The following is a 22960-nucleotide window of genomic DNA, read 5'->3' on the forward strand; positions in this document are numbered from 1 at the left end:
GGCGCCGGCCGGGTCAGTCGTTGACCAGCACCCGGTCGTCGTGCGGCGGGACCACGCCGGACTCGGTGCGCACCCCGCCGGGCAGCACCACCCGGAAGGTGTTGTCGAGTGAGTCGTAGTGGACGCTGCCGGACATGGCGGTGATCAGGTCGCGCACCACCGAGAGACCGAGCCCGGAGCCGTGCCGTCCGGTGCCCTCGACCCGGGTGTAGGCGTCGAAGAGCCGGGGCACGAACTCCTCGGGCACGCCGGCGCCGGCGTCGGTGATGCTGAACTGCACGAAGCGGTCGCCGACCGGACGAGCCTCGAGGAGCACCGGCTCGGCGCCGTAGTTCTGCGCGTTGCGCACCAGGTTGGCCAGCACCTGCTGGAGTCGCAGCGGGTCGCCCGTGACCCACAGGTTGCGGGTGGTGGTGACGCGCAGGTCAAGGTCGGGGAAGGCGGCGGCGCTCTCGGTCAGCGCCCGCGCCACGTCGACCTCGGTGAACTGCAGGGAGAGACCGCCGCGACCGGCGGTGGCGGCGCCGAGGAGGTCCTCGGTCATCAGCGACAGGCGGGCCGCGAGCATCCGGGACCGGGCGATCACCCGCTCGGCCTGCTCCGGGGGGAGGTCGCCCTCGGCCAGCACCTCGAGATAGCCCTCGAGGCCGGTCAGCGGGGTGCGCATGTCGTGGCTGACCACGGCGACCATGTGCTCGCGCAGCGTCTGGGCCTCCACCAGCGTGTCGTTGTGCTCGCGCATCAGCTCGGCGTGCCGCTTGGCCTGGCCGTAGAGGAAGGTCACCTCCCGGAGCATCGCCAGCAGCACGATGATCGCGGCGGTCAGGGCCAGCGCCCGGGCGCTGTACCAGCCGACGGTCCAGCGCGCCCCGCCGGTGAGCACCAGCCAGGAGTCGCAGCACGAGGCCACCACGGCCACCAGGGCCCAGGTCTCCAGGTCGCCGCGGTTGCCGCGGCGCACCACCCCGACGAGGGCGACGAGCAGGGCCACGATGTTGAGCGCGAAGAGCCGGTAGCCCTGGGCGGAGGCGAAGGTGCCGTAGTCCTGGCCCTCCAGCAGGTCGGGCAGCAGGTGGACGAAGCGGGTCGCCCCGACCACGACGGCGAACGCGGCCAGCAGGGTCACCCCGTGCACCAGCGCGGTGCGCCGGGTCCGGCCCTCGGGTCGGGAGAACCAGCGGCCCATCCCGGTCGGCCAGGGCGCCAGCGCCCCCGCCACCAGCAGCGGGAAGCCGACGTTCCAGGCCAGCCACAGCCACGGCGCACTGTCCGGCCGGGTGTTGAGCACGCCCTCGGGCCCCAGGAAGCCGGGGAAGGTGAGGGCGTGGGCGGTCACGCAGACCGCCGACCAGACGTAGGCGGCGGAGAGGGGGAGCAGCCGCGCCCCGCCTCCGGCCCGGTAGTGCTCGACCAGCATGGTGGAGGTCAGCAGGTGACAGGCGAGGACCAGCGTCAGGAACGCCGGCATGAACCCCTGGTTGGGCGTGAGGGCGGTGTCGGCGCGCAGCCAGAGCAGCAGCGTCACGGCGGGTAGGATCGCGGCCACGACCAAGGGGGCCCGACGGGATCCCTGGGGCGCGGTGGGCGACGGCATGGCGGCAGTCTGCCGGATCACGGCCCCTTGCGACCCCAACTAGCGCCAACTCGTGGAAGGACATCTCCTGGACCTGTCCGGCGACGTGGTCGTCCTCCTCGCCCTCGCCGCCCTCGCGGCGGGGTTCGTGGACGCCGTGGTCGGCGGGGGTGGGCTGATCCAGCTGCCGGCGCTGCTCGTGGGGCTGCCCGGGGCGTCCCCGGTGCAGCTGCTGGCCACCAACAAGCTGGCCTCCATCTGCGGCACCACCGTCAGCTCCGCGACCTACGCCCGACGCATCCGCCCCGACCCCCGGACCTTCCTGCCGCTGATGGGCGCCGCGTTCGCGGGCTCGGTCGGGGGTGCCCTGGTCGCCGGCCTCATCCCGCGGGAGGCCTTCGACCCGATCGTGCTGGTGGCCCTCGTCGTCGTGGGGGCCTACGTGCTGCTCAAGCCGTCGCTGGGCGAGATCACCGAGCTGCGCTTCGCGGGTGCCCACCACACCTCCGCGGCGCTGGGCACGGGTCTGGTGATCGGCTTCTACGACGGGGCGCTGGGGCCGGGCACGGGGTCGTTCTTCGTCTTCACCCTGGTCGGGCTGCTGGGCTACAACTTCCTGGAGGCCTCCGCCAAGGCCAAGCTCGCCAACTGGGCCACCAACCTGGCTGCCCTGGTCGTCTTCGTCCCGCAGGGGGCCGTGCTGTGGGGGATCGGCCTGCTGATGGGGGTCGCCAACATGGCCGGCGGCTACCTGGGGGCACGCACCGCGCTGGGACGCGGCGCCCCCTTCGTCCGGGTCTTCTTCATGGTGGTGGTCGGCGGCTTCGTCGTCCGGATCGGGGGCGGGGTGCTGGGCTGGTGGTGAGATGGCCGTGACCTCCTACCGGACCCTGGCCCGGGATGCGGAGGCACTCCTGGAGGTCAAGCGGTCCCGCTTCCTGTGCGTCGTGCGCAGGGTGGAGAGCGAGGACCAGGCCCGCGCGGTCGTGGAGGAGATGCGGCGGGCGCACTGGGACGCCCGGCACCACTGCTCGGCGTTCGTGCTCGGCCCGGACGGGTCGCTGCAGCGCTCCTCCGACGACGGGGAGCCGTCGGGCACCGCCGGCGCGCCGATGCTCCAGGTGCTGACCGGGCGCGGGGTCAGCGACGTGGTGGCGGTGGTGACGCGCTGGTTCGGTGGGGTGCTGCTGGGCGCCGGCGGCCTGGTCCGCGCCTACTCCGACGCCGTGTCCGCGGCGCTGGACGAGGCGGGGACCCTCGAGCGCACCCTGCTGGGCGAGTACGCCGTGGAGCTCGACCACGCCGAGGCGGGGCGGGTCGAGGGGGAGCTGCGCAGCCGCGGCTTCGCGGTGCTCGACACGGTGTACGCCGACCGGGTGCGGCTGCTGCTCGGCGTCGAGGACCCGGCGCCGCTGGAGGTTGCGCTGGCCGAGCTGACCGGCGGCCGCGCGGCACCGGAGCGCGCCGGCGAACGGTGGGTCGACCGGCGGCCGTCCCGCTGACCGGACGGGCGCCGGGGCCGGCCGGTCAGCCGGCGACGTCGTGCAGGGTGCGGGCGAGCTGGCCCGTCAGCTCGTCGGGGTCCACCCCGGGGTCACCGAGGCGGCGGACGGCCGCGAGGCAGACCATCCGCACGCACAGCGCCAACCAGTCGTCGGACAAGGGGCTCGTCACCTCCCCGGTCGCGCGCCGCGTGGAGATCTCGGCCTCGATCGGTTCGTCCTGGACGGCCAGCCGGGCGGTCTCCTCCAGGTGTGGCACCACCGCCAGGACCACGTCGCGGTAGCGGGCGCTGAGCCCGACGACCCGGTCGGCCAGCAGCGCCAGCGCGTCGGGCCAGGGCAGGGGGCGCATCTCCTCCAGCATCGAGGGGACGACCTGGGCGGCGGTCTCCTGCACGACCGTCCGGGTCAGCGCGCTGCGGTCCGGGAAGTGTCGGTAGACCGTCGCCCGGGTCAGGCCGGCCGCGTCGGCGATCTCGGCGATGCTGGCGTGGGGGTCGTCGAGCAGCACCCTGGCCGCGGCCTCGGTGATCAGCTGCTTGTTGCGTCGTCCGTCGGCACGTGCCGGCTCCCTCGTGGACATGACCCGAGCCTAGGGGCTGGGGTGTGGGCCGGAGACCGGGTTCAGCCCGTGGCCTCCGCGGGCCTCGGCCGCTGGACGCCGGTCCCCGGGAGCGGGAGGATCGGCGGAGTTGGCGCCGAGCCGGGGAGAGGCACATGACCTGGGACGAGGGGCTGGCGGCGCGGATCCGGGCGGCGGTCGCCGAGGCCGCGGGTGAGCACGCCAGCCGGGAGATCAAGATGTTCGGCGGCCTGTGCTGGACGGTCGACACCCACATGGCCGTCGGCTGCAGCGAGGGCGACCTGATGGTGCACGTCGGCACGGGCGGGATCGACGACGCGCTGGCCCGGGGCGCCCGGCGGGCGACGATGGGGGAGCGCACCATGGGCGGCGTCGTCCTGGTCGCCTCCACGGAGCTGCCCGACGCCGCGGCCCTCGACGCCTGGGTCGGTCCCGCGGTGCAGCGCGCCCTGGCCAAGCCGCCCAAGCCGCCCAAGGCATCCCCGCGATGACCGGCCCCGCCGACCGCGAGGCCCAGGTGGTGGACGAGGTGCTGCGCGAGGCGCTGGGGCCGGTCTGCCGCGACCTGGAGAGCTCCGGCCTCCGAGCGCCGCGGCTGGAGGACTCGGACTGGCAGGACCACCCCGGCTACGCGTCGGTCCTGATGTGGGCACCCGGCGGCAGTGGCACGGGAGTGTCCGTGCTGCGGGCCGCGCCGCCCTGCGAGCGGGTCGCCGAGGTGGCCGACCAGGTGCAGGAGTGGGCCATCGAGTCCCAGCTGTGGGGTACGGCGCCGACGAACTGGCCGCCGTGCCCCGAGCACCCTCGGACCCACCCGCTGCGAGCCACGACCTCCGAGGAGACGCCGGTGTGGGTCTGCCCGGCGAGCGGCGAGGTGGTCGTCCGGATCGGCAGACTCTGACGCCGTACGAGGGACCCGAGCAGCCCGCGAGATAGGTTAAGCCGTGTTTCATGTGATGTTCCTCGAGCCCCGGATCCCACCCAACACCGGGAACGCGATCCGGATGGTGTCCGGGACGGGCGCCACCCTGCACCCGGTCGAGCCGCTCGGCTTCGACCTCTCCGAGCCCAAGCTGAAGCGGGCCGGGCTGGACTACCACGACCTGGCCTCGGTGGGCTGGCGGGCGGTCGGTCGGTCGCTTGCACATGTCCAGCTCCGCCGCGGTGGTGACCTACGAGGCCTGGCGGCAGCACCGGGTCCCGCAGCGCGAGGTAGATGTCGCCGCCCTCCCGCTCACACCCGGTGCACCTGCACCACCGCTGGACGGGGTCCCCGGACGTTGGCCGCCCGGTAGGCGGTGCGGCCGTAGGGGAAGGTGGAGGCCGGGCTCTCCGGGCTGGCCCCGGCCACGTCCCCGGGGTGCTGCACGGCCACGAAGACCGAGGAGGAGTCCTCGTCGATCACCGGCCCACAGGTCTCCCCACCGGTGGGCACGGCGAGGAACTGCTGCACGTGCCCGCGCTGCGGCCCGGCGACCGGCACCAGGTGCAGCGCGTCGTTGAGCCCCAGGCTGCCCTGGCCGTCGGTGGAGATCCACAGGTTGCCCGAGCGGTCGAAGGCGACGTTGTCCGGGCTGGAGATCGGCGAGACCAGCTGCTTGGGGTAGCCGGAGAAGTACGTCGTCGGGTCGCTCGGTTCACCGCACACCAGCACCAGCGACCAGGTGAAGGTCAGGTCGGTGGCCCGTCGCTCCTGGAGCTCCACCACCTGGCCGTAGCGGTTGCCCGGCCGCGGGTTGGCCGGGTCGGCGCTCGTGCGGCCGGTGTTGTTGGTCAGCGCGGCGTAGACGTAGCCGTTGACCGGGTTGCGCTGGACGTCCTCGGGCCGGTCCATCGGGGTGGGGCTGACGGTGTCCGCGGCGGCGCGGGTGAAGAGCAGCACCTCCTCGACCGAGAAGCCCGGCACCCTCGACCTCCCACCCACCACCAGCGGCAGCCAGACCCCGGTGCCGTCGTAGGTGCTGGCGGGGTCGCCGGTGGCCTCCAGGCGGGCGACGTAGAGGTCGCCGTTCTCCAGCAGCCGCAGGTTGTGGGCCTTGGCCCAGCGCGAGGAGCCGGGTCGGTAGCGGTCCCGGGAGATGAACTTGTAGAGGTACTCGTTGCCCTGGTCGTCGCCCATCACCGCGACGACGCGGCCGTCGGCGGCGATGTCGACGGTCGCCCCCTCGTGCTTGAACCGACCGAGCGCGGTGTGCTTGCGCGGCGTGGACGTCGGGTCGTAGGGGTCGATCTCGACGATCCACCCGAACCGGTTGGCCTCGTTCGGCTCGTGGTTGAGGTCCCACCGGGGCTCGACGGCCTCCCACCCGCGGCCCGTGGCGCCGATCCCGTAGGTGACGTTGCGCGGGTCGAGACCCGGGTCGGCCTTGAAGTAGCCCTGGAAGTTCTCCTCGCCCGACAGGATGGTGCCCCACGGGGTGACGCCGCCGGCGCAGTTGTTGACCGTCCCCAGGACGCGGGTGCCGCGGGGATCGGCGCTCGTGCGCAGGTACGTCGAGCCGGCGGCCGGACCGGTCATCGCGAACTCGGTCTGCTGGTGCACCCGGCGGTTGTAGCGCGAGTGCCGCACCGGCTGCCACGGGCGCCGCGAGCCCTGGCGGCGTACCTCTACGACCGACATGCCGTGGGCGGCCATCTCGATCCGCAGCCGCTCGAGGCGCTCCTCCTCGCCCGCCGGGGCGCCGGAGAACATCAGCTCGGGGTTGGTGTACTCGTGGTTGACCACCATCAGCGCGCGGTTCTTCCCCGCGAGCGGGACGAAGCCGACGAAGTCGTTGTTGTAGCCGAACTGGACCCGCTGCGCCGCGGCGCTCTGCTGATCGAAGTCGAACGTCGGCGCACCCGCGACCACCGGGTCGCCCCAGGCCATGATCGCCGTCCAGTCGTAGCCGGCCGGCACCGTGAGCTCGTCCACGTCGGAGGTGGGAGCGGGCCTGAGCTGGGTGAAGGGCAGGCCCGTGGTGGGGCGGCCGCCACCTCCGGGCCCCTTCGCGCCGGCCCCCTTGCCGAACGGCGTGCCGGGTACGGCCGCGGCCGGACCGGTGAGCGCCAGGGTGCCGCCCACGACGAGCGCCCCGAGACCGCCCCGCAGCACCGAGCGACGGCCGAGCGCGTCCTGGGCCACCTCGGCGAAGGCGGGGCTCTGGCTGCGGGCCGGGTGGGCGGTGGCGCACTGGTCGGCGCAGCGCCAGTGGCACACGGTGGCGCTGCGGGTGCCCTGGGTGTGTCCGACCATCGGCAGCAGCCGGGGCTGGGTCGGGGACTGCGTCATGTCTGTCTCCTCGTGGGTGAGCGGTGGTGGGAGGTGCGTGCTGGAGCGGCGGTCGCTACCGCAGGGCGGCTGCGCCGAGGGCGGGCTGGTCTGTGAAGAAGCCGTCGATCCCGGCGTCCAGGAACGCCCGGAGCTCGCCGGCCAGGTCGCCCAGGGCGGTGGGGTCGGTGCCCCGGCGGAACTGGAGCGGGAGGTACTGGTTCTCCGCGCGGAAGGTGTAGGGGTGCACCACCAGGCCCGCAGCGTGGGCGTTGTCGATCACCGGGGTCGGCGCCAGCAGCCTGCCGCCAGCGTCACGGGGGATGAGCTGGTCCTTGCACGCCCCGAGGCCGTCGGCGTAGCGGGCGACCTCGCGGAGTCCGGCCGCGGTGACCAGGTCGGCGTACGTGCGCGGGTCGCCGGCGGCGACCAGGTCGTACGGCGCTCCGGAGCAGCCGGTGAGCTGGACGAGCCGGAAGTCGCTGGCGCGGTCCAGCTCGCGGAGGTTGCCGGTCTCGAAGCTCTGCAGGAAGACCGGGTCGGTGCCGTCGTAGCCGTTGGCGGCCAGGGTCGCCAGCAGCGGCTCCTCGAGCGAGAGGCCGATCCTGTCGAAGTAGGTGGGGTGCTTGGTCTCCGGGTAGACCCCCACGGGGCCGCCTGTGCACGTGCGCGAGCGTCGGGCCAGGTCGAGCACCTCGTCGAGGGTGGGCACGGCGTACAGGCCGTCGAACGCGGTGTTGCCGGGGCGGACCCGGGGGATCCGCTCGACCGCGCGGAGCGTCTTGAGCTCGGCGAGAGTGAAGTCCTCGGTGAACCAGCCGGTCAGCGCGGCGCCGTCGATGGTCTTCGTGGTGCGCCGCGAGGCGAACTCCGGGCGGCTGGCCACGTCGGTGGTGCCGCCGATCTCGTTCTCGTGCCGGGCGACCAGCACCCCGTCCTTGGTGGAGACCAGGTCGGGCTCGATGTAGTCGGCGCACCCGAGGATGGCCTGCTGGTAGGTGGCCAGGGTGTGCTCGGGCCGGGTGCCGCTGGAGCCGCGGTGACCGATCACCAGCTGCTCGTGCGGCGGGGCGGCGCGGGTGCGACGCAGGTCGAGGACGACGAGCTCGGTGTCGTCCGGCGTGCCCGGGACCCGGGCGTCGTCGCCGGGGTAGTTGTTGTCGTTGCCCACCAGGAGCCGGCCGTCCCGCAGCTCGAGCGCCACCTCCACCGAGACCATCGGGAAGCTGAACGGGTCGTCCACCCCGTACTGGCCCGGTGAGGTGCGGACGACGATCCGGTCGGGGTTGGCGATCTTCAGCAGGTCGACCACCAGCCGCTTCGCGACGAAGCCGTCGCCCTCGGCGCGGCGCAGGTCGATCTCGTAGATCCGCTTGGTGACCGCGGCCGCGCCGTCGAGGTTGTCGCGCTCGAGCACGAGCATCCGGCCGTGCCGGACGGTGAACGCGTCGCCGACGACGTTGGCGGCCTCGTCGGTCTGGTACTGCCAGGTGCGCCCGGTGTAGGAGCGCTTGCGGGTGTCGAACTCGTGGATCCACCGGCGGCGCTGGTCGGCGTCGTCGAGGTAGGCGCCCTCGACGATCGGGTAGAGGTAGCGGCCGTTCCCGGAGGAGGCCAGCGCCTCGAACCCCCGGCTGGACGGGATGCGCGGCTGCTCGTCGCCGAGCGTCGGATGCTGGGGAGACTTGCCGGCCGGGAGCCCGACCGGTGCGTCGAGCACCGTGCCGTCGGGGGCGACGTGGAGCAGGAACGGGCCGAACTCCTCACCGATCCAGAAGGAGCCGTCACGCATTCGGACCAGGGACTCGATGTCGAAGTCGGCGCCGGTGAGCAGGCGCTGCCGGGTGTGCTCGTGCACGATCGGGAACGGGACGCGGCGGTGGGGGTCGTGCAGCGAGACGAAGCGCTGGACGTCGATGCTGCCCCGGCCGCCGCGGGCGGTCTCCCAGCGCGGGCGGATCCGGTAGAGGCGGAGCAGGAAGTCGGCGGAGTTGGCCTTGGTACCGAACCCGTTGTCGGGCTGCGCCCAGAAGGTGCCGTCCGGGTTCTCGACCATGGCGGAGAACCCCGGGATCACCTGGCCGGCGAACGGACCCGTGCGGCCGTTGCCCGGGGTGGCGGCCGCCCCCGACGGCGGCCCCGGGGCGAGGAAGTCGGCTGAGAGGGTCGCCCGGGCCTCGAGGGTGGGCTGGACCGACCGGTCCTTGTCGGAGTGGTGCTTGTTGGCGTCGGGGCTGGCTGCGGCCGGGGCGGAGAGCGAGGTGGGGGCGGACAGCACGGGCAGCACGGCGAGCACGAGAGCCGCGCTCACCAGTCGGCCCGCCCGAGAGAGCGAAGAGGTCATGGCTCCGAGGCTGGCGGCGTGCGGACAACGGTGGCGGACGTGTGGGTGACCGTGAGGTGAGCGGTCGGCCAACAACCGCTCCTGCTGCGCACTGTTGCCGTGCTGCTGGTGGAGGGCCTCGGGATAGGTTGAGCCGTGTTTCACGTGATGTTCCTCGAGCCCCGGATCCCACCCAACACCGGGAACGCGATCCGGATGGTGTCCGGGACGGGCGCCACCCTGCACCTGGTCGAACCGCTCGGCTTCGACCTCTCCGAGCCCAAGCTGAAGCGGGCGGGGCTGGACTACCACGACCTGGCGTCGGTGGTGGTGCACCCGGACCTGGAGGCCGCACTGGCCAGCGAGGCCCTCGCCTCGTCCCGGGTGTTCGCCTTCACCGCGCACGCGACGCGGTGGTACACCGACGTCGAGTTCCAGTCCGGCGACGTGCTGCTTTTCGGTCCCGAGCCGACGGGGCTCCCGGACGAGGTGCTGAGTTATCCCCGGGTCACCGAGCGGGTCCGGATCCCGATGCTGGCGGGACGCCGGTCGCTGAACCTGTCGAACTCCGCCGCCGTGGTGACCTACGAAGCCTGGCGCCAGCACGGGTTCCCCGGCGCGACGTAGCCCGGGTGACCGGGAACACAGCAGGCCCGCTGCTGGTTGAGCACCTGTGACTGCGCCCGAGATCACCCGCGCCAGCGTCGGTCTCCGCAGCGAGCGGGGGCCGATCCTGCTGGCCGTCATGCTCAGCATCGGCCTGGTCGCCATCGACGCGACGATCCTGGCCACCGCGGTGCCCACCGTGGTCGACGACCTCGGCGGCTTCACGTCGTTCCCGTGGTTGTTCTCGATCTACCTGCTGGCCCAGGCCGTCTCGGTGCCGATCTACGGCAAGGTCGCCGGCCTCTACGGACGCAAGCCGGTGCTGCTCCTGGGCATCGGCCTCTTCCTCCTCGGGTCGCTGCTGTGCGGCCTGGCGTGGAGCATGCCGGCGCTCATCGTGTTCCGGCTCGTGCAGGGCCTCGGAGCGGGGGCGGTGCAACCGATGGGCATGACGATCGTGGGCGACATCTACTCGCTGGCCGAGCGCGCGAAGGTGCAGGGCTACATCGCGAGCGTCTGGGCCGCGTCCTCCATCGTGGGGCCGACGCTGGGCGGGGTCTTCGCCGACTACCTGTCGTGGCGCTGGATCTTCTTCGTGAACCTGCCGCTGGGCATCGCCGCCGGGTGGGTGGTGTGGCGCCGCTTCGACGAGCGGGTGGAACGACGCAAGCACAGCATCGACTACCTGGGCGCCGGGCTGCTGGCGGCCGGGGGCACGCTGCTGCTGCTCGGCCTGCTCGAGGGCGGGGTCCGCTGGGAGTGGTCGTCGGTCGCCGGCATCGGGATCTTCGTCGCCGCAGCCGGGCTGCTGGCCGCCTTCGTCGTGGTCGAGTCGCGGGCTCCGGAACCGGTCCTCCCGCTGTGGATCTTCCGGCGCCGGGTGCTGAACGCGTCGAGCTCGGCCGCCTTCGTCGTCGGCGTGCTGATGCTCGGGCTGACGTCGTACGTGCCGGTGTACGCCCAGGGCGTGCTGGGCCACGGGGCCCTGGTCGCCGGTCTGGCGCTCGCGTCGATGACGATCGGCTGGCCCATCGCCGCCTCGACGAGCGGCCGGTTCTACCTGTCCATCGGCTTCCGCAAGACGATGCTGATGGGCTCGCTGTTCGTGATCGCCTGCGCAGCCCTGCTCCTGCCGGTCGACGCCGACAGCGCGCTGTGGCACCTGGCCCTGCCGTGCTTCGTGATGGGCATCGGGTTCGGGTACGTCGCCAGCCCCGGCGTGATCGTCGCCCAGTCGTCGGTGGGCTGGCAGCACCGCGGCGTGGCCACCAGCACCAACATGTTCGCGCGGTCGATGGGCAGCGCCGTCGGCGTCGCGGTGTTCGGGGCGATCGTGAACAGCCGGCTCGCCGGTGGCTCGTCGGCCGGCGGCTCTCACGATCTCGAGCGCCTCTCGGCCGACGTGCTGGCCCCGGCGATCCACCCGGTGTTCGTCTGCTCCGCGGTGGTCGCGCTGGCGCTGCTGGTCTCCGGGCTGCTCATGCCGAAGCATGCGGGGGAGGAGGCCGCGGCGGCTCCCGCCCCGACCGGCCCGCAGGACTCCGCGGCGACCTGACAGGGTGGGGCCCGTGGTTGTCGGGGTGGGCGATGTGCGGGTGGGCCTGTGCGGCTGGACGGTGTCGCAGTCGTCGTACGTGCGTCGCTTCCCGGTCGTCGAGGTGCAGCACACGTTCTACGAACCGCCGGCCGACGCCCTGCTGGCGCGCTGGCGGGCGCAGGTCCCGCCCGACTTCGAGTTCACGATCAAGGCGTGGCAGGTCGTCACCCACGAGTCCAACAGCCCGACCTACCGGCGGATGAAGCAGCCGCTGCCGGCCACTGCCCGGGGACGGGTCGGGGCGTTCCGGACGACGCCCGAGGTGCTCGCGGCCTGGCAGCGGACCCTGGAGTGTGCCCGCGTGCTGCGGGCCACCGCGGTGCTGCTGCAGTGCCCGAAGAGCTTCCGGCCGACCGCCGACAACGTGGCCCGGCTGCGTGCCTTCGTGTCACAGGTGGAGCGGCCGACCGGCCGGCTGCTGTGGGAGCCGCGCGGGGAGTGGCCCACGCAGCTGCTCACCGAGCTCTGCGCCGAGCTGGACCTGGTGCACGTGGTCGACCCGATGCAGACCGAGACGGTGACGCCGGAGCAGACCTACTACCGGCTGCACGGCACCACCGGCTCGCGGCACGTGCACACCGACGACGAGCTGCGCCGGCTCCGCGACCTGGTCGACGGGCGGCCGTCGTCGTACGTCATGTTCAACAACCTGCCGCGGACCGGGGACGCGGAGCGGTTCATGAGCCTGCTCTCACGCTGAGGTGTCGTCGGGCTCCGTCTCCGGCGCAGTCGGGCCCGCCGGGCGCGCCGTGCGGAAATACAGGCACCGCGCCGCCTCACCCGGCTAGGTTCGGCGGATGAGCTTGGCGTGGGAACAGGTGATCGTCCACTCGCAGGACCCGGCGGCCCTGGGGCAGTGGTGGGCCGAGGCGCTCGGGTGGGTCGTCGTCTACACCTCGGACGACGAGTTCGAGATCCGTCCCGAGCCCGACCGCACCCCGGGGCTGGACTTCGTCCGGCACGAGGAGCCCAAGCAGGCCAAGAGCCGGCTCCACCTGGACTTCCGGCCCGACGACCAGGCGGCCGAGGTGGACCGTCTGCTCGCGCACGGTGCGCGGCGCGTCGACGTCGGCCAGGGTGAGGCTCCCTGGGTGGTGCTGGCCGACCCGGAGGGCAACGAGTTCTGCATCCTCAGCCAGCCCGAGCGGTAGCGGCCCCTGGCATCGACCCTGTGGCCACCTCCGCGTGGGCGTGGCTGCGGAGCCGAAGGCCACTCGGTCGTCCGAGCCCGTGTGCGAAGGCCCTGACCACCGGGTCCACGTGCCGCTAGCCTCCGGTCATGCTCTCCATCGTGCTCGGCGTCCTGGGCCTCTTCGTCTTCTACTACGTCGTCCGCACCGCCGTGACGCACGGCATCCGCGACGCCGAGGACGACCGCAGGGAGCGGGAACGGTCGGAGCGGTTCGAGGAGCAGCGCCGGAACGGCACGCTGCCGGACGCGCCGACATGGTGAGGCGGCCGCGGCGGGGCAGCACGTCGTTCGTGTGGGTGGCGGGAGTGGCCGCGACCGCTCTGCTGGCGCTCGTGATCTCGTGGGCGATGTTCGGGGGGAGTGAGGACGACGACTCGCGCCCCACGGCGCAGCCCACACGCCCCGCCGCGCAGCCCACCCTCCCCGCCGACCTGCCGGCGCCGAGCATTGCACCGCCCGGCGACGAGGCCTCGCCCGGCCAAGGCTTCGTCCGGTTCCAGGAGTTCCCCCTGGACCTGGGTTGGGACGCCTACGGCCCCTTGGTCGGTGGGCCGAGCCGCGACTTGGCTGGGGTCTTCATGCCGGAGGGGCACCCCCGGGACGGGGTGCTGCACACGTCCGGCTACCAGGACAAGCTGGGCGCCTCCCCCTCCGGCGCCTTCCCACTTGGCGCTCCCAAAGCCGGTCGTACGTCAGGCCTCACACGCGGGCTCCTGGGTTACCCGAACGCGCGAGCCGCGCGCTCCGCCTTCCGGGCACTGGTCGACGCGGTGGCCGACTGGCCCGTCTTCATGGATCCGTACGGAGGGAAGACCGCCTATTCCGCCGAGGTGTACGAGTCGATCGACGAGGCGAACGCCGGGCCGAAGACAACGACCTTCACCTTCGCCTACACCTCCTCCGACGGGCCGTGGGGGGTGCTCTACCAGTTCGCGCTCGTCGACGACGTCATCTACGGCAGCAGCGTCTACGGCGGATGGACGCCGCAGAATGCAGCCGAACGTGTCGCCGAGCTGGACAAGGAGAACCGGCCGTTGATCGAGCTCCTGCCGCGGATCGAGCACTCCCACGGATCGTGATGCCCAGGCAGGGGGCGTTCACCTGGCTTGGCTGTGCCCCAGGCCCCCAGGTGCGCTCTACCTCGGCGGGAACTCGTCGATGACGTTCCCCTCGTCGTCCAGCACCACCCAGCGGCCGAAGCCCTCCGGGTGCTGCCGAGCCAGCTCAGCCAGGCGCGCCTCCTCAGGATCGACGGGCAGATCAGGGGTGGACGACGCGACCAGGGCGTAGTCCTCGTAGACGAGGAAGTGTTCGTCCTCCTCCATGCCCAGCGCCGTAGCGCGCACCGCCCGAACCGCGGCACCGAACTCCCCGAACGGGATGGTGACCATGTCGTCCCACTCCGCCCGGGTCATCAGGATCTCCACTGTTCTGGTGGAGCCGTCCGGGTGCGCGAACGTGACGGCGATCCGTCCTGGCGCGGTCTCTGTGGCCGTGCCCCAGTCGTTCAGGAACTCCAGCAGGCGCTCCCACAGTTGGTCGTACGTCATGGCGCAGCATGGCAGGTCCGGGGGAGACGATGCCCGCCATCGAAGCCCGAGCGGTCGTGAGGTGCGGTCGCCCTCCGAGCCGCAATAGGGTCTGATCGTGCTCATCGACGTGCAGCGAGGAGTCCACCTGGGTGTTCGGGAGAAGCGCGCTCTCGTCGCTGTGCCGACACCGAAGCCTCTGCCGGGGACGGCATTCCCGCCGCGGCGCCTGACCCTTCGGGGGGCACCGGTGTTCGAGCTGGGTCTGTGGTGCGGGACCTGTCCTGCTCTCTTCGAGAAGTTGAGCGAGCCGAGGACGGCAGACCTGGGCGTTGCGAACGGACGCCTTAACGCTGGCCTGAGGGCGATCGAGGCTGATGTTCTGCGGGCATACGGGCAGGCGCTGCCCGAGTCGCACTACACGGCACTCCTGATCGATGTGATCCCTCGGCTCGTGACGCCAGGGAGCCGGTCCGACTACTTCAGTCACGAGCAGGTCGCCACCTGGGGCGTGGACCCCGTGGCCGGTTCACCCGAGAACCCAGCAACGCCCTATTACCGAACCTTCGAGACGCCGGTCGGGCCCGACCAGCACCTGTACGAATTCGTGGTGCCAATGGTTCCACCCGCCTGGAACGACCAAGAGCGCGTGGCGGAGTACAGCCGCAGTTCTGAAGGGGCGCCACCCACTGCTGTTGCGTATTCGCTTCTCGACGTGATCCAGCCGGCGATGGAAGAAGGGGACGACTACTACGAGCACTGGGTGCTCAGCCACTTCCTGCTGGATGGTCACCACAAGGTCCAGGCGGCCGCAGCCGCCGGAAACCCTGTGCGCTTGCTCAGCCTCGTGGACGAGCGCATCAGTATCGCGTCGCGCGATGAGCTCGCGACCCTCGTCGAGACGCGCTCCAAGCCGCGGCAGACCAGAAACTGAGCCAAAGCCCAACGAAACCTGCGGCCGCTGATAGGCGGCATTCCCGTACACGCAATCGTGTGCGATGGTGCGGCAGCCACATGGACAGGGGGGGGGCGATCGTGACGACGAAGATCGTTGAGAACCAGGTAGACGTTTCGGCTGCAGCGGCAGCCGTATGGGAGCGGGTCGTGCATCCCGATGGCATAAACCATGAGATGCGACCGTGGATGACGATGACGCTGCCGCGCCGGGCGGCTGGACTGACCGTGGAGACCATTCCGCTGGGCCGACCGGTCGGCCGTGCTTGGCTCCGGCTGTTCGGCCTCATCCCGTTCGACTTCGACCACCTGACCGTCATGGAGGTCGAGGCAGGCGCCCGATTCTTGGAGCGGTCCACCATGTTGAGCATGCGACGCTGGGAGCACGAGCGGACGTTGACTCCGGTGGCGGGAGGCACGCGGGTGCATGACCGCGTGACTCTGGAGCCCCGGCTGCCCCTTCCGGGCCTCTGCCTACTCCTGGCGCGGGTGGTCGACGCCTTCTTCAAGCACCGGCACCGACGATTGCTGAAGTACTTCGCAACTCGCTGATACCTGCGAGAGCCTCGGGGACTGGCGACCCTTCTTCATTGCGCCCATGGACAGCGGGTGACCGACACGCGGCGGGATGTCGCAGTTATTAGAAGCGCGGACAACGGGGCATCGCTCGGGCGTCGGTGAGCCTAGGCTGGGCGCCCTTGACTGGTGTAGCTGGTTGCACGGTGTCGTGTGGTCGCACAGATGTCGGATGACAGGGGTCTCTAGGTGATGGGTCTTCGGAATTGGGTACGCAAGGCGAAAATTAACGGCACCGACGTCCCTGGTGAGGCTCCGCTTCCTAGGAGTAACCCGGGAGAAGGCGAATTCTTCACGGTCGAGGTGCGGCTAGGCCCTGACTGGCGTGCGGGTGAGCCGGTGAAGATGGCGGCTACCACGACGTCCACTGCTGATGAGTGCCGGCACCTCTTCCGGTTCGTCGGGCTCCCTGAGGGCGGACACTTCGAGGCGCCAGCGACGCTCGTTGCGATGGGTGTGGAGGGCCGGGGGCAGCCTGTGGTGGCGGTACACGTGGAGGGCGCTCGTATCGGCTTCTTGCCCGGCTACCTGGCCGCGCAGGTCAACCCGGAGAACCGGCCGCTATTGGGCGTTGCGGCGCAGGCGCGGGTGCAGATGTGGGGTGCTCGTGCGGGTGACGGCCTGCGGGTCATCGGGTGGGTGGCGCCGGGTGAGGGTCCGGTGGTGTGGCCGCACGACGACGACCAGCCGGCCGCAGTGACGGTGGAAGAGCAGCGTGCCGAGGCGCATGCAGCGACGACAGGCATGGTTCGGGAAGCGCTGGGTGGGGACGATCCGCGCCGCGCGGAGCGGTTCGAGAGCGGGCTGGTCGGCGGGGTCCACTACCTGGAGACGATCGAACCCATCAAGCAACTGAAGCGGGACGGGAAGCTGGACGAGGCCCTCGCACTCTGCTACGCAGCTATCGAGGGCGCTGAGGCTGCCCGAGATGGTCGTGAGCCTGCGCCTTGGTACACGGAGCAGGCAGCCATCATTCACCGCAAGCGGGGCGAGCGCGAAGCGGAGGCCTCGGTCCTCCGCCGCTGGCTGGCGGCGTGCCCGCTCGAGCGTCGCGCTGGGTCGAAAATCCAGGAGCGGCTCGACAAGCTCGAGGGCTGAGGTTGCGGCTGCCACGGCATCCGGAGGCTCCTCGCTCTCTGTTGTCGTTCGTTTTCGTCTAAGTGCTTCCGGGCGTCTGGGGCGTAGATATCGTGACTGGTCAGACAAGTTGGGGGTGTGTGGGATGGCAAGACGGGGGTTCTTCGCGGAGCTGAACTACCAGGCTCAGCAGGCGGAGAAGAGGCAGAGGCAGCAGCAGGTTGCGACGGTGCGGGCGCACAACGCGGCCGTGCGGGAGGCCGACCGTGCGTCAAAGGCGGCGGAGCGTGCCTGGCTCGCAGCCCAGCGGGCCGACGAGGCTGACCGGAAGTCGGCCGAGAAGGAGGCCAAGCGTCTCCACGTCGAGGCGCGTGAGGCTGAGGTCGAAGAGCTGAACACCAACCTCAAGTCCACCTACGAGGAGGTCGACCGACTTCTCGAGGCGACGCTCGCGGTCGATGATTACGTCGACCTCGAGACGCTGAAGTCAGCGGCTGTGCATCCGGAGTTCGCGCCCGGTCCGTTGGGCGAACCCATCAAACCGCCCCTGGCGCCCCACCTGCGTAACGCCCCCGTCTACACCGAGCCTGAGCCGCCGAAGGGCCTCGCCGGGGCGTTCGGTGGGAAGAAGAAGCACGCCGCGTCCGTTGAGCAGGCGCAGGCCGCGCACGCTCAGGCGGTTCGGAACTACGAGGCGTACGTCGCGGAGCGGACGGCGGAGCACGACCGGGCGCTGGAGAAGCATGCAGCGGCCGAGCAGGATCGGCTAGCGAAACTCGCAAAGGCTCAGGAGCGGTACAAGGCTGAATGCGAGCAGCGTGAAGCAGACGCACAGACACGCAACATGGAGCTTGCGAAGTTGGTCAACGAACTCGCCTTCGACGTCCCTTCGGCGATCGAGGAGTACGTCGGCATCGTGCTGTCGAACTCTGTCTATCCCGACTCGTTCCCGGTGGAGCACGAGCACGAGTTCGACTTGTCCACCCGTGAGCTCACCATGAGGGTGACCGTGCCCGAGCCGTCGGTGCTGCCGACCGTGAAGGAGTATCGGTACGTGAAGGCGAAGGACGAGATCGTCGCCACGCAACTGTCCGCAAAGGCGCAGAAGGACCGTTACTCCTCGGCCGTGCACGAGACGGCATTGCGGACTCTGGATGAGATCTTCGAGGCCGACCGGGCCGGAAAGATCCAGTCCATCGCGTTGACCGTCGGCGTCAACCGCGTCGCTCCCGCGACCGGCCTGCCGGAGACCGTGCCGCTCATCCAAGTCGCGGCCGATCGCAACACATTCAGCCAGTTCAACCTCGCCGACGTCGTCCCCGTCGAGACGCTTAAGCACCTCGGCGCCGCATTGTCAAAGAACCCGTTCGGCCTGGTCCCGGCCGACATCGGCCCCGGAGTACGGCAGCGGGGGAAGTGATGCGGTTCAACCCGCCGCCTGGGTGGCCGCGGCCACCGGAAGGATGGGTGCCGCCGGCCGGGTGGAACCCCGATCCGTCGTGGCCCGACCCGCCGGATGGGTGGCACCTCTGGCTGCCGGAAGGCAACGACGACGCAGGCTCTGAGAGTCGGGCGACCGCATCCGAGCCGGGGTGGGACCCGTTGTTCGACCCGATGCCAGAGACCGCACACGCCGCCGCCTCGTCAGCGGACGCCGACGTTCCACCGGCAGCGCGGACCGAGGCGGGGCCGCCGCCCACGCCAGTTGCACCGCCACCTGCGTCGGCGCAGCTGCCCATGAGCGTTCCTGTGACCGCTCCTACGCCCTCTTCGTCGCCGGCGGCCGGTGATGCTGCCCTGCTCGCACGAATCCGCGAGCTTGAGCACGCTCTCGCCGGCGCAAGCGCAGGGGCCGACGACGGTGTGGTCGAGCTGAACGACCAGCGGGTGCTACAGGACGTCGGCATCTATCGCTACCACCACCCGCTCGAGGATGCGGCCGCGTACAAGGAGCGTCTTGAGGCCATCAACGCCCGCATCGACGAGTTCGTGAAGGCCGGCCGTGCCGTGCTGGCGTCCGACATGTTCACGTTCGACGGGTCGCTGGCCAAGGGTCGCAAGATGACTGCGGACTTCTCCAAGCTGATGCTCCGCGCGTACAACGCTGAGGCGGACAACTGTGTCCGGTCGCTGCGCTCCGGCAATGCCCGCACCGCGAAGGCGCGCCTAGAGCGTGCCATGGCGGCCATCGAGCGACTCGGCGCCATCATGGAGATGCGGGTAAACCCGGACTACCACCAGGTGCGGGTCGAGGAGCTCGAGCTCACCGCGGACTTCCAGATGAAGGTCCAGGAGGAACGCGAGCGCGCCCGTGAAGAACGCGCTGAGTTGCGTGAGCAGCAGCGGGTGGAGAAGGAGCTCGCTGCGGAGCGGGAGCGCTTGGACAAGGAGCGTGCCCACTACGTCGGCGTCCTGCAGGCTTTGCGTGAGAAGGGTGACGATGCTGCGGCCGCGGAACTGGAGGGCCGTCTGCACGACATCGACGCCGCCATCGAGGCCAACGACTACCGGGCGGCCAACATCCGCGCCGGGTACATCTACGTGATCTCTAATGTCGGCGCGCTGGGGCCGAACGTGGTGAAGATTGGCATGACGCGCCGGCTGGAGCCGCGTGATCGTGTCCGCGAGCTCGGGGATGCGTCGGTCCCGTTTCTGTACGACACGCACGCGCTGTTCTTCTCGGAGGACGCCATCACGTTGGAGAACGAGCTACACAAGGCGTTCGCAGACCGGCGGGTCAACCAAGTGAACGCCCGTCGGGAGTTCTTCTTCGCCACGCCCGCGGAAGTTCGTGAACTTCTGGTGGCGAAGGTCGGAGGGCTGCTCGAGTTCAACGAGGAGCCAGAGGCGCCTGAGTACTTCCAGTCCCGTGGACTCTGGCCAAGCTTCGACTTCTGACGGCAGGCTTACGTCGTCTGTGCGTTGGCGTGGGAGCCAACGCGAGAAACCGCTTGACTTGCCGATGCACACAGCCGGGCGGCAAGTGCGCTGACAGGCGGCGGTGTGACGCGGGGTTGAGATCGCGCGAATCGCGACTTCCGCGGATTGTCGGAGGTCTCGACGATGCTCGACGAATGGAACTACTGATCTCCGTGCTGCCGGGACTTCTCTCCGGCTTGGTCGGCAGCTACGCCGGTTACCGCTTTTCCGGACGCGCTTCGCGTGCCGCCGAGTCGCGAGCGATCCGCCGCGAAGCGGCCGCCGACTTGGGCGCGCCCATTCGGGACTTGCGCAGCATGACTCGTCGATGGGGCCGCGTCGAGGTTGCTCAGACCGAAATCGGCTCCGCCGTCCTTGCCTGGTCCGAGGCATTCGATCGACAAGGTCACCGGCTGCCCGTGGAGTGGCGGCACGCGGACCGTAGCGTTCGAGCTGCGGTGGGTGAGGTGTTTGGTGGCGTGGTCATGGCCGACCTGAGGCCTGACATGGCTGCATATCCTTTGACAGATCCGGACTCCACATGGCAGGACTATGCCGACGACTACCTGACTCATGTGCTCGATGCGGTTGTCAGATGGGGCGATGGCGAACGTTCAGCGCGAAGGCTTCATGATTTCGACTCTTGGCTCAGGGCGACGGGTCATCGCGATCCCAGCCCCCTCTAGCGGCGGAATGACGTCCCTGAATGGGGCGGTAATCGTCCGCGCCCAACTGGCGTCAAAGAGCGCACGTGGATGGCTCAGCGAGGGCGCAGTCGCCTGAACTAGAGATCCACGGTCCCTGACAGGTCAGCAAGCGATAATGCCGAGGTACGCATGCTGGCAGCCACGACAATACGAACGTGCCGTGCCGGTGATGTGGAAGACCGGCCGGTAGCTACGACAGCCTTGGCATACTCCCCAATACTCGCGCTCAGCCCAGATGGCGCTCGCAACGGCCTCCCCCGCAACATCCAGCACGTCGTCGTCTCGCGGGAATGACGTGACTGAGATGACTTCGAGTGTCGGTGGACCAGCGAGACCACCGCTAAACGCCAGGGGTCTGCCGACGTGCAGGTGTTCCGGTGAAACGGCGAGCATTGCGAGGAAGGGCTCGCCCGTCGCGAACCAGCGCGCACCTTCGGTGCCGACTGGAGCCGTTGTCAGCTCGACGGGCACCCAGCCTCCGCCTAGCGACTCGACGAACTCCAAGAGGGTCACCTTGAACGTCAAAGCGAGTTCTACAGTGGTGTCAACGGGGACTGTCATGGGCCGAACCTAGTGACGACCACCGACATTCAGCTTTGCTTCCATGCAGCCAGGATCTTCGGGTCAAGCGGAGTCTGATCCACCTTCGTGGTGACGGCGCGCGGCGCGTACGAGACATCTTTCACCTGGAGCCACTCCGCGCCGCTGAGGAACTTCATCGTGCGCTGCGCCTTCAGCGAATGCGTGCCGAGCACCATGATCAGAAGGGCTTCGAGTTCACGCACCAGGACGTCAACGCTGGGAGTGGGCCCTTGCTCGTCGCGGTACTCGATCTCAGACCATCCGTCGTACGCCGCCGAGTCGATGACCGGGTCCACGGAGTACCAAGAGAAGCGGTTCCACTCGGTCTTTTCAGCATGGTGCTTCGAGAGCCGCTGGTAGAGGCCATCGCCTCCACGGGCGAGACCGACGTACACCGCCCGGTAGTCGTTCCATAGGACGTACACACCCGCTGCCTTTCGGAAGTCGCAGAGCCGAACGCCCGGACGGCGGACACCCCGATACCCGAGCAACTGCTTCTTGCCACGCGCCATGCGGATGCCAAAAGCCTCTTCGCGTTCCCAGAAATTGCCATACGCCGTGATGAGGTGGGTCGGGTTCGTCATGGCTCGAATGGTGCCCGAATGGCGTGAGTAGTGCTGGTGAAATGTTTGATGAGTCCACCAGGCAATGCGATTCAGGCGTTGACGTGCCGCCGCGGCGTCCCGGGCGCCGCCTCGATACCCGCGCTTCGGCTGTGGCCGTGACGGATGCTGGTCCGCGAAGTGCTCCCTGCGCCCAGGCTTCTATCGCCGACAAGTTGCGTCTAAATGGGTGGAATGCCCTACTAGCCGACGTCCCCGTCGACGTACACCCACCGGCCCGCTCGCCGGGCGAAACGACTCCGCTCGTGCAGCCGGCCACCCTCGAACCGCGCCACGAACTCCACGACCCCCTCGTCGTCGTCGGGTCCGCCGGCGACGACGTCGAGGATCTCCAGGCCCGTCCACTCCGTCGGGTCGTCGAGGGTGACGTGGTCGGGCCGGGTCCGGGGGTGCCAGGTGGTGAAGAGGTAGTCGGGCTCGCCGACCACGAAGGCGCTGTAGCGCGAGCGCATCAGCTGCTCGGCTGTCTCGGGTCGCTCGGCGCCCCGGTGGAACCGACCGCAGCAGGCGTCGTACACCGTTCCGGACCCGCAAGGACACTTCCGCACCAACACCCGGCGAGGCTACCGTCCCGCGGATGACCCCGACCCCGCTCGGCACAGCCCCGCTCGGCACAGCCCCGCTCGGCACGACCCCGACCTGGCTCAGCGTCTTCCTCGACCTGCCGGCTCCGGACTTCGAGCGCACCGTCGCCTTCTGGCGCGGCGTCACCGGCTACGGCCTCTCGCCGGCGCGGGGCGAGGACGACGAGTTCGCCACCCTGGTCCCGCCGACCGGCGACGACCACCTGCGGGTGCAGCGGCTGCGGGAGGGAGGGCCCCGCCTCCACCTCGACCTGCACGTCGCCGACCCGCAGCAGGCGGCGCGCGTCGCCCTGGCCCACGGCGCCGAGCCGGTCGCCGACCTCGGCTACGTGGTGATGAACTCGCCCGGCGGGCTCACCTTCTGCTTCGTCTCCCACCCGGCGACCACGCCGACCGAGCCGGCGACCTGGCGCGACGACTCGGGAGGCGCCTGGCGCAGCATGGTCGACCAGGTCTGCCTCGACGTCCCGGCCTCCACGTACGACGCCGAGTGCGACTTCTGGAGCAGCGTCCTGGGCGTCGCCTGGCAGCAGACGCAGACGCCGGAGGAGGAGTTCCGCTGGTTCCCCCGGATCGGCGCGCTGCGGGTGCTGGTCCAGCGGCTGGGGGAGCTGGAGGGACAGGCGCGCGCCCACCTCGACCTGGGCGGCGACGACCGCGAGGCGGAGGTGCGTCGGCACGTGGCGCTCGGCGCCGAGGTGGCAGGTGTCCACGAGGAGTGGACCCGGATGCGCGACCCGGCCGGGTCGGCGTACTGCATCACCGACCACCCGCTCGGGTAAG

Annotated in this window: 26 protein-coding genes; 18 read left to right on the forward strand and 8 right to left on the reverse strand. The window is 70.4% G+C overall.

The genetic code is table 11. The annotated features are described in order from the left end of the window. Positions 1–13 precede the first annotated feature (13 nt). Positions 14–1525 carry a sensor histidine kinase gene (locus AC4BG9_RS13885; RefSeq protein ID WP_490571699.1) on the reverse strand — a complete coding sequence of 504 codons (1512 nt, stop codon included), beginning with the start codon at positions 1523–1525 and terminating at the stop codon, positions 14–16. A gap of 121 nt (positions 1526–1646) precedes the next feature. Here AC4BG9_RS13885 and AC4BG9_RS13890 point away from each other — a divergent pair, with 121 nt between their 5' ends. Then, positions 1647–2438, forward strand: coding sequence for a TSUP family transporter (locus AC4BG9_RS13890; protein ID WP_490571700.1), 792 nt, complete (start codon positions 1647–1649; stop codon positions 2436–2438). Between the two features lie 7 nt (positions 2439–2445). Beyond that, positions 2446–3075 (forward strand): YigZ family protein, encoded by a 630-nt coding sequence (locus tag AC4BG9_RS13895; protein WP_490571701.1) that lies wholly within the window; start codon positions 2446–2448, stop codon positions 3073–3075. Positions 3076–3100: 25 nt separating this feature from the next. On the opposite strand, the gene AC4BG9_RS13900 is transcribed toward AC4BG9_RS13895, so the two are convergent. Beyond that, positions 3101–3658 (reverse strand): TetR/AcrR family transcriptional regulator, encoded by a 558-nt coding sequence (locus AC4BG9_RS13900; RefSeq protein WP_490571702.1) that lies wholly within the window; start codon positions 3656–3658, stop codon positions 3101–3103. A gap of 134 nt (positions 3659–3792) precedes the next feature. Here AC4BG9_RS13900 and AC4BG9_RS13905 point away from each other — a divergent pair, with 134 nt between their 5' ends. The 3 genes from AC4BG9_RS13905 to AC4BG9_RS13915 are packed head-to-tail and all read left to right on the forward strand — an operon-like array spanning position 3793 to position 4953. Continuing rightward, complete coding sequence (locus tag AC4BG9_RS13905) at positions 3793–4149, forward strand: TfoX/Sxy family protein (RefSeq protein ID WP_490571703.1); 357 nt, start codon at positions 3793–3795, stop codon at positions 4147–4149. Then, positions 4146–4559: a hypothetical protein gene (locus tag AC4BG9_RS13910; RefSeq protein ID WP_490571704.1), complete on the forward strand. Its 414-nt coding sequence runs from the start codon at positions 4146–4148 to the stop codon at positions 4557–4559. Before AC4BG9_RS13905 ends, AC4BG9_RS13910 begins: the two co-directional genes overlap by 4 nt. 55 nt (positions 4560–4614) lie before the next feature. Beyond that, positions 4615–4953 (forward strand): tRNA (cytidine(34)-2'-O)-methyltransferase, encoded by a 339-nt coding sequence (locus AC4BG9_RS13915; protein WP_490571894.1) that lies wholly within the window; start codon positions 4615–4617, stop codon positions 4951–4953. Here the strand turns inward: AC4BG9_RS13915 and AC4BG9_RS13920 are convergent. Together AC4BG9_RS13920 and AC4BG9_RS13925 are read right to left on the reverse strand one after the other, a co-directional pair. Then, positions 4893–6929: a PhoX family protein gene (locus AC4BG9_RS13920; protein ID WP_490571705.1), complete on the reverse strand. Its 2037-nt coding sequence runs from the start codon at positions 6927–6929 to the stop codon at positions 4893–4895. The two genes, AC4BG9_RS13915 and AC4BG9_RS13920, sit on opposite strands and share 61 nt — an antisense overlap. Positions 6930–6984: 55 nt before the next feature. Beyond that, a complete protein-coding gene (locus AC4BG9_RS13925) occupies positions 6985–9252 on the reverse strand; it encodes an esterase-like activity of phytase family protein (protein WP_490571706.1) in 2268 nt (755 codons plus the stop codon). A 135-nt stretch (positions 9253–9387) separates the two neighbouring features. Between AC4BG9_RS13925 and AC4BG9_RS13930 the strand changes: the two genes are divergently transcribed. The 6 genes from AC4BG9_RS13930 to AC4BG9_RS13955 all read left to right on the forward strand — a co-directional run bounded on the left by AC4BG9_RS13930 (position 9388) and on the right by AC4BG9_RS13955 (position 13705). After that, complete coding sequence (locus AC4BG9_RS13930; RefSeq protein WP_490571707.1) at positions 9388–9858, forward strand: tRNA (cytidine(34)-2'-O)-methyltransferase; 471 nt, start codon at positions 9388–9390, stop codon at positions 9856–9858. Positions 9859–9904: 46 nt separating this feature from the next. Continuing rightward, positions 9905–11392 (forward strand): MFS transporter, encoded by a 1488-nt coding sequence (locus AC4BG9_RS13935; RefSeq protein WP_490571708.1) that lies wholly within the window; start codon positions 9905–9907, stop codon positions 11390–11392. A gap of 13 nt (positions 11393–11405) precedes the next feature. After that, on the forward strand, positions 11406–12134 hold the full coding sequence (locus AC4BG9_RS13940) for a DUF72 domain-containing protein (RefSeq protein ID WP_490571709.1): 729 nt from the start codon (positions 11406–11408) through the stop codon (positions 12132–12134). 97 nt (positions 12135–12231) lie between these two features. Continuing rightward, positions 12232–12585, forward strand: coding sequence for a VOC family protein (locus AC4BG9_RS13945; RefSeq protein WP_490571710.1), 354 nt, complete (start codon positions 12232–12234; stop codon positions 12583–12585). A 128-nt stretch (positions 12586–12713) separates the two neighbouring features. After that, the gene (locus AC4BG9_RS13950) at positions 12714–12887 is read left to right on the forward strand and encodes a hypothetical protein (RefSeq protein WP_490571711.1); all 174 of its coding nucleotides are present in this window, start codon (positions 12714–12716) and stop codon (positions 12885–12887) included. Positions 12888–12931: 44 nt separating this feature from the next. Beyond that, complete coding sequence (locus AC4BG9_RS13955) at positions 12932–13705, forward strand: hypothetical protein (RefSeq protein ID WP_490571712.1); 774 nt, start codon at positions 12932–12934, stop codon at positions 13703–13705. A 57-nt stretch (positions 13706–13762) separates the two neighbouring features. On the opposite strand, the gene AC4BG9_RS13960 is transcribed toward AC4BG9_RS13955, so the two are convergent. Beyond that, positions 13763–14176, reverse strand: a complete 414-nt coding sequence (locus tag AC4BG9_RS13960) for a hypothetical protein (RefSeq protein WP_490571713.1) — start codon at positions 14174–14176, stop codon at positions 13763–13765. A 97-nt stretch (positions 14177–14273) separates the two neighbouring features. Between AC4BG9_RS13960 and AC4BG9_RS13965 the strand changes: the two genes are divergently transcribed. The 6 genes from AC4BG9_RS13965 (at position 14274) to AC4BG9_RS13990 (ending at position 20367) form a co-directional block, all read left to right on the forward strand. Next, complete coding sequence (locus AC4BG9_RS13965) at positions 14274–15089, forward strand: hypothetical protein (protein WP_490571714.1); 816 nt, start codon at positions 14274–14276, stop codon at positions 15087–15089. A 101-nt stretch (positions 15090–15190) separates the two neighbouring features. After that, on the forward strand, positions 15191–15661 hold the full coding sequence (locus AC4BG9_RS13970; RefSeq protein ID WP_490571715.1) for a hypothetical protein: 471 nt from the start codon (positions 15191–15193) through the stop codon (positions 15659–15661). Between the two features lie 474 nt (positions 15662–16135). After that, entirely contained in the window at positions 16136–16783 is a 648-nt protein-coding gene (locus AC4BG9_RS13975) for a hypothetical protein (RefSeq protein WP_490571716.1), read from the forward strand. A 124-nt stretch (positions 16784–16907) separates the two neighbouring features. Beyond that, complete coding sequence (locus tag AC4BG9_RS13980) at positions 16908–18182, forward strand: hypothetical protein (protein WP_490571717.1); 1275 nt, start codon at positions 16908–16910, stop codon at positions 18180–18182. Between the two features lie 317 nt (positions 18183–18499). Next, a complete protein-coding gene (locus AC4BG9_RS13985; protein ID WP_490571718.1) occupies positions 18500–19660 on the forward strand; it encodes an SNIPE associated domain-containing protein in 1161 nt (386 codons plus the stop codon). Between the two features lie 176 nt (positions 19661–19836). Next, the gene (locus AC4BG9_RS13990) at positions 19837–20367 is read left to right on the forward strand and encodes a hypothetical protein (protein ID WP_490571719.1); all 531 of its coding nucleotides are present in this window, start codon (positions 19837–19839) and stop codon (positions 20365–20367) included. A 123-nt stretch (positions 20368–20490) separates the two neighbouring features. Here AC4BG9_RS13990 and AC4BG9_RS13995 read toward each other — a convergent pair whose 3' ends face one another. The 3 genes from AC4BG9_RS13995 to AC4BG9_RS14005 all read right to left on the reverse strand — a co-directional run bounded on the left by AC4BG9_RS13995 (position 20491) and on the right by AC4BG9_RS14005 (position 22147). Further along, a complete protein-coding gene (locus tag AC4BG9_RS13995) occupies positions 20491–20949 on the reverse strand; it encodes a hypothetical protein (protein ID WP_490571720.1) in 459 nt (152 codons plus the stop codon). 29 nt (positions 20950–20978) lie between these two features. Further along, positions 20979–21554, reverse strand: coding sequence for a GIY-YIG nuclease family protein (locus tag AC4BG9_RS14000; protein ID WP_490571721.1), 576 nt, complete (start codon positions 21552–21554; stop codon positions 20979–20981). A 221-nt stretch (positions 21555–21775) separates the two neighbouring features. After that, a complete protein-coding gene (locus tag AC4BG9_RS14005; protein WP_490571722.1) occupies positions 21776–22147 on the reverse strand; it encodes a YchJ family protein in 372 nt (123 codons plus the stop codon). A 23-nt stretch (positions 22148–22170) separates the two neighbouring features. Here AC4BG9_RS14005 and AC4BG9_RS14010 point away from each other — a divergent pair, with 23 nt between their 5' ends. Then, positions 22171–22959, forward strand: coding sequence for a VOC family protein (locus tag AC4BG9_RS14010; protein ID WP_490571723.1), 789 nt, complete (start codon positions 22171–22173; stop codon positions 22957–22959). Position 22960 lies beyond the last annotated feature (1 nt).

The organism is Nocardioides sp. Z40_12 (assembly GCF_058215795.1).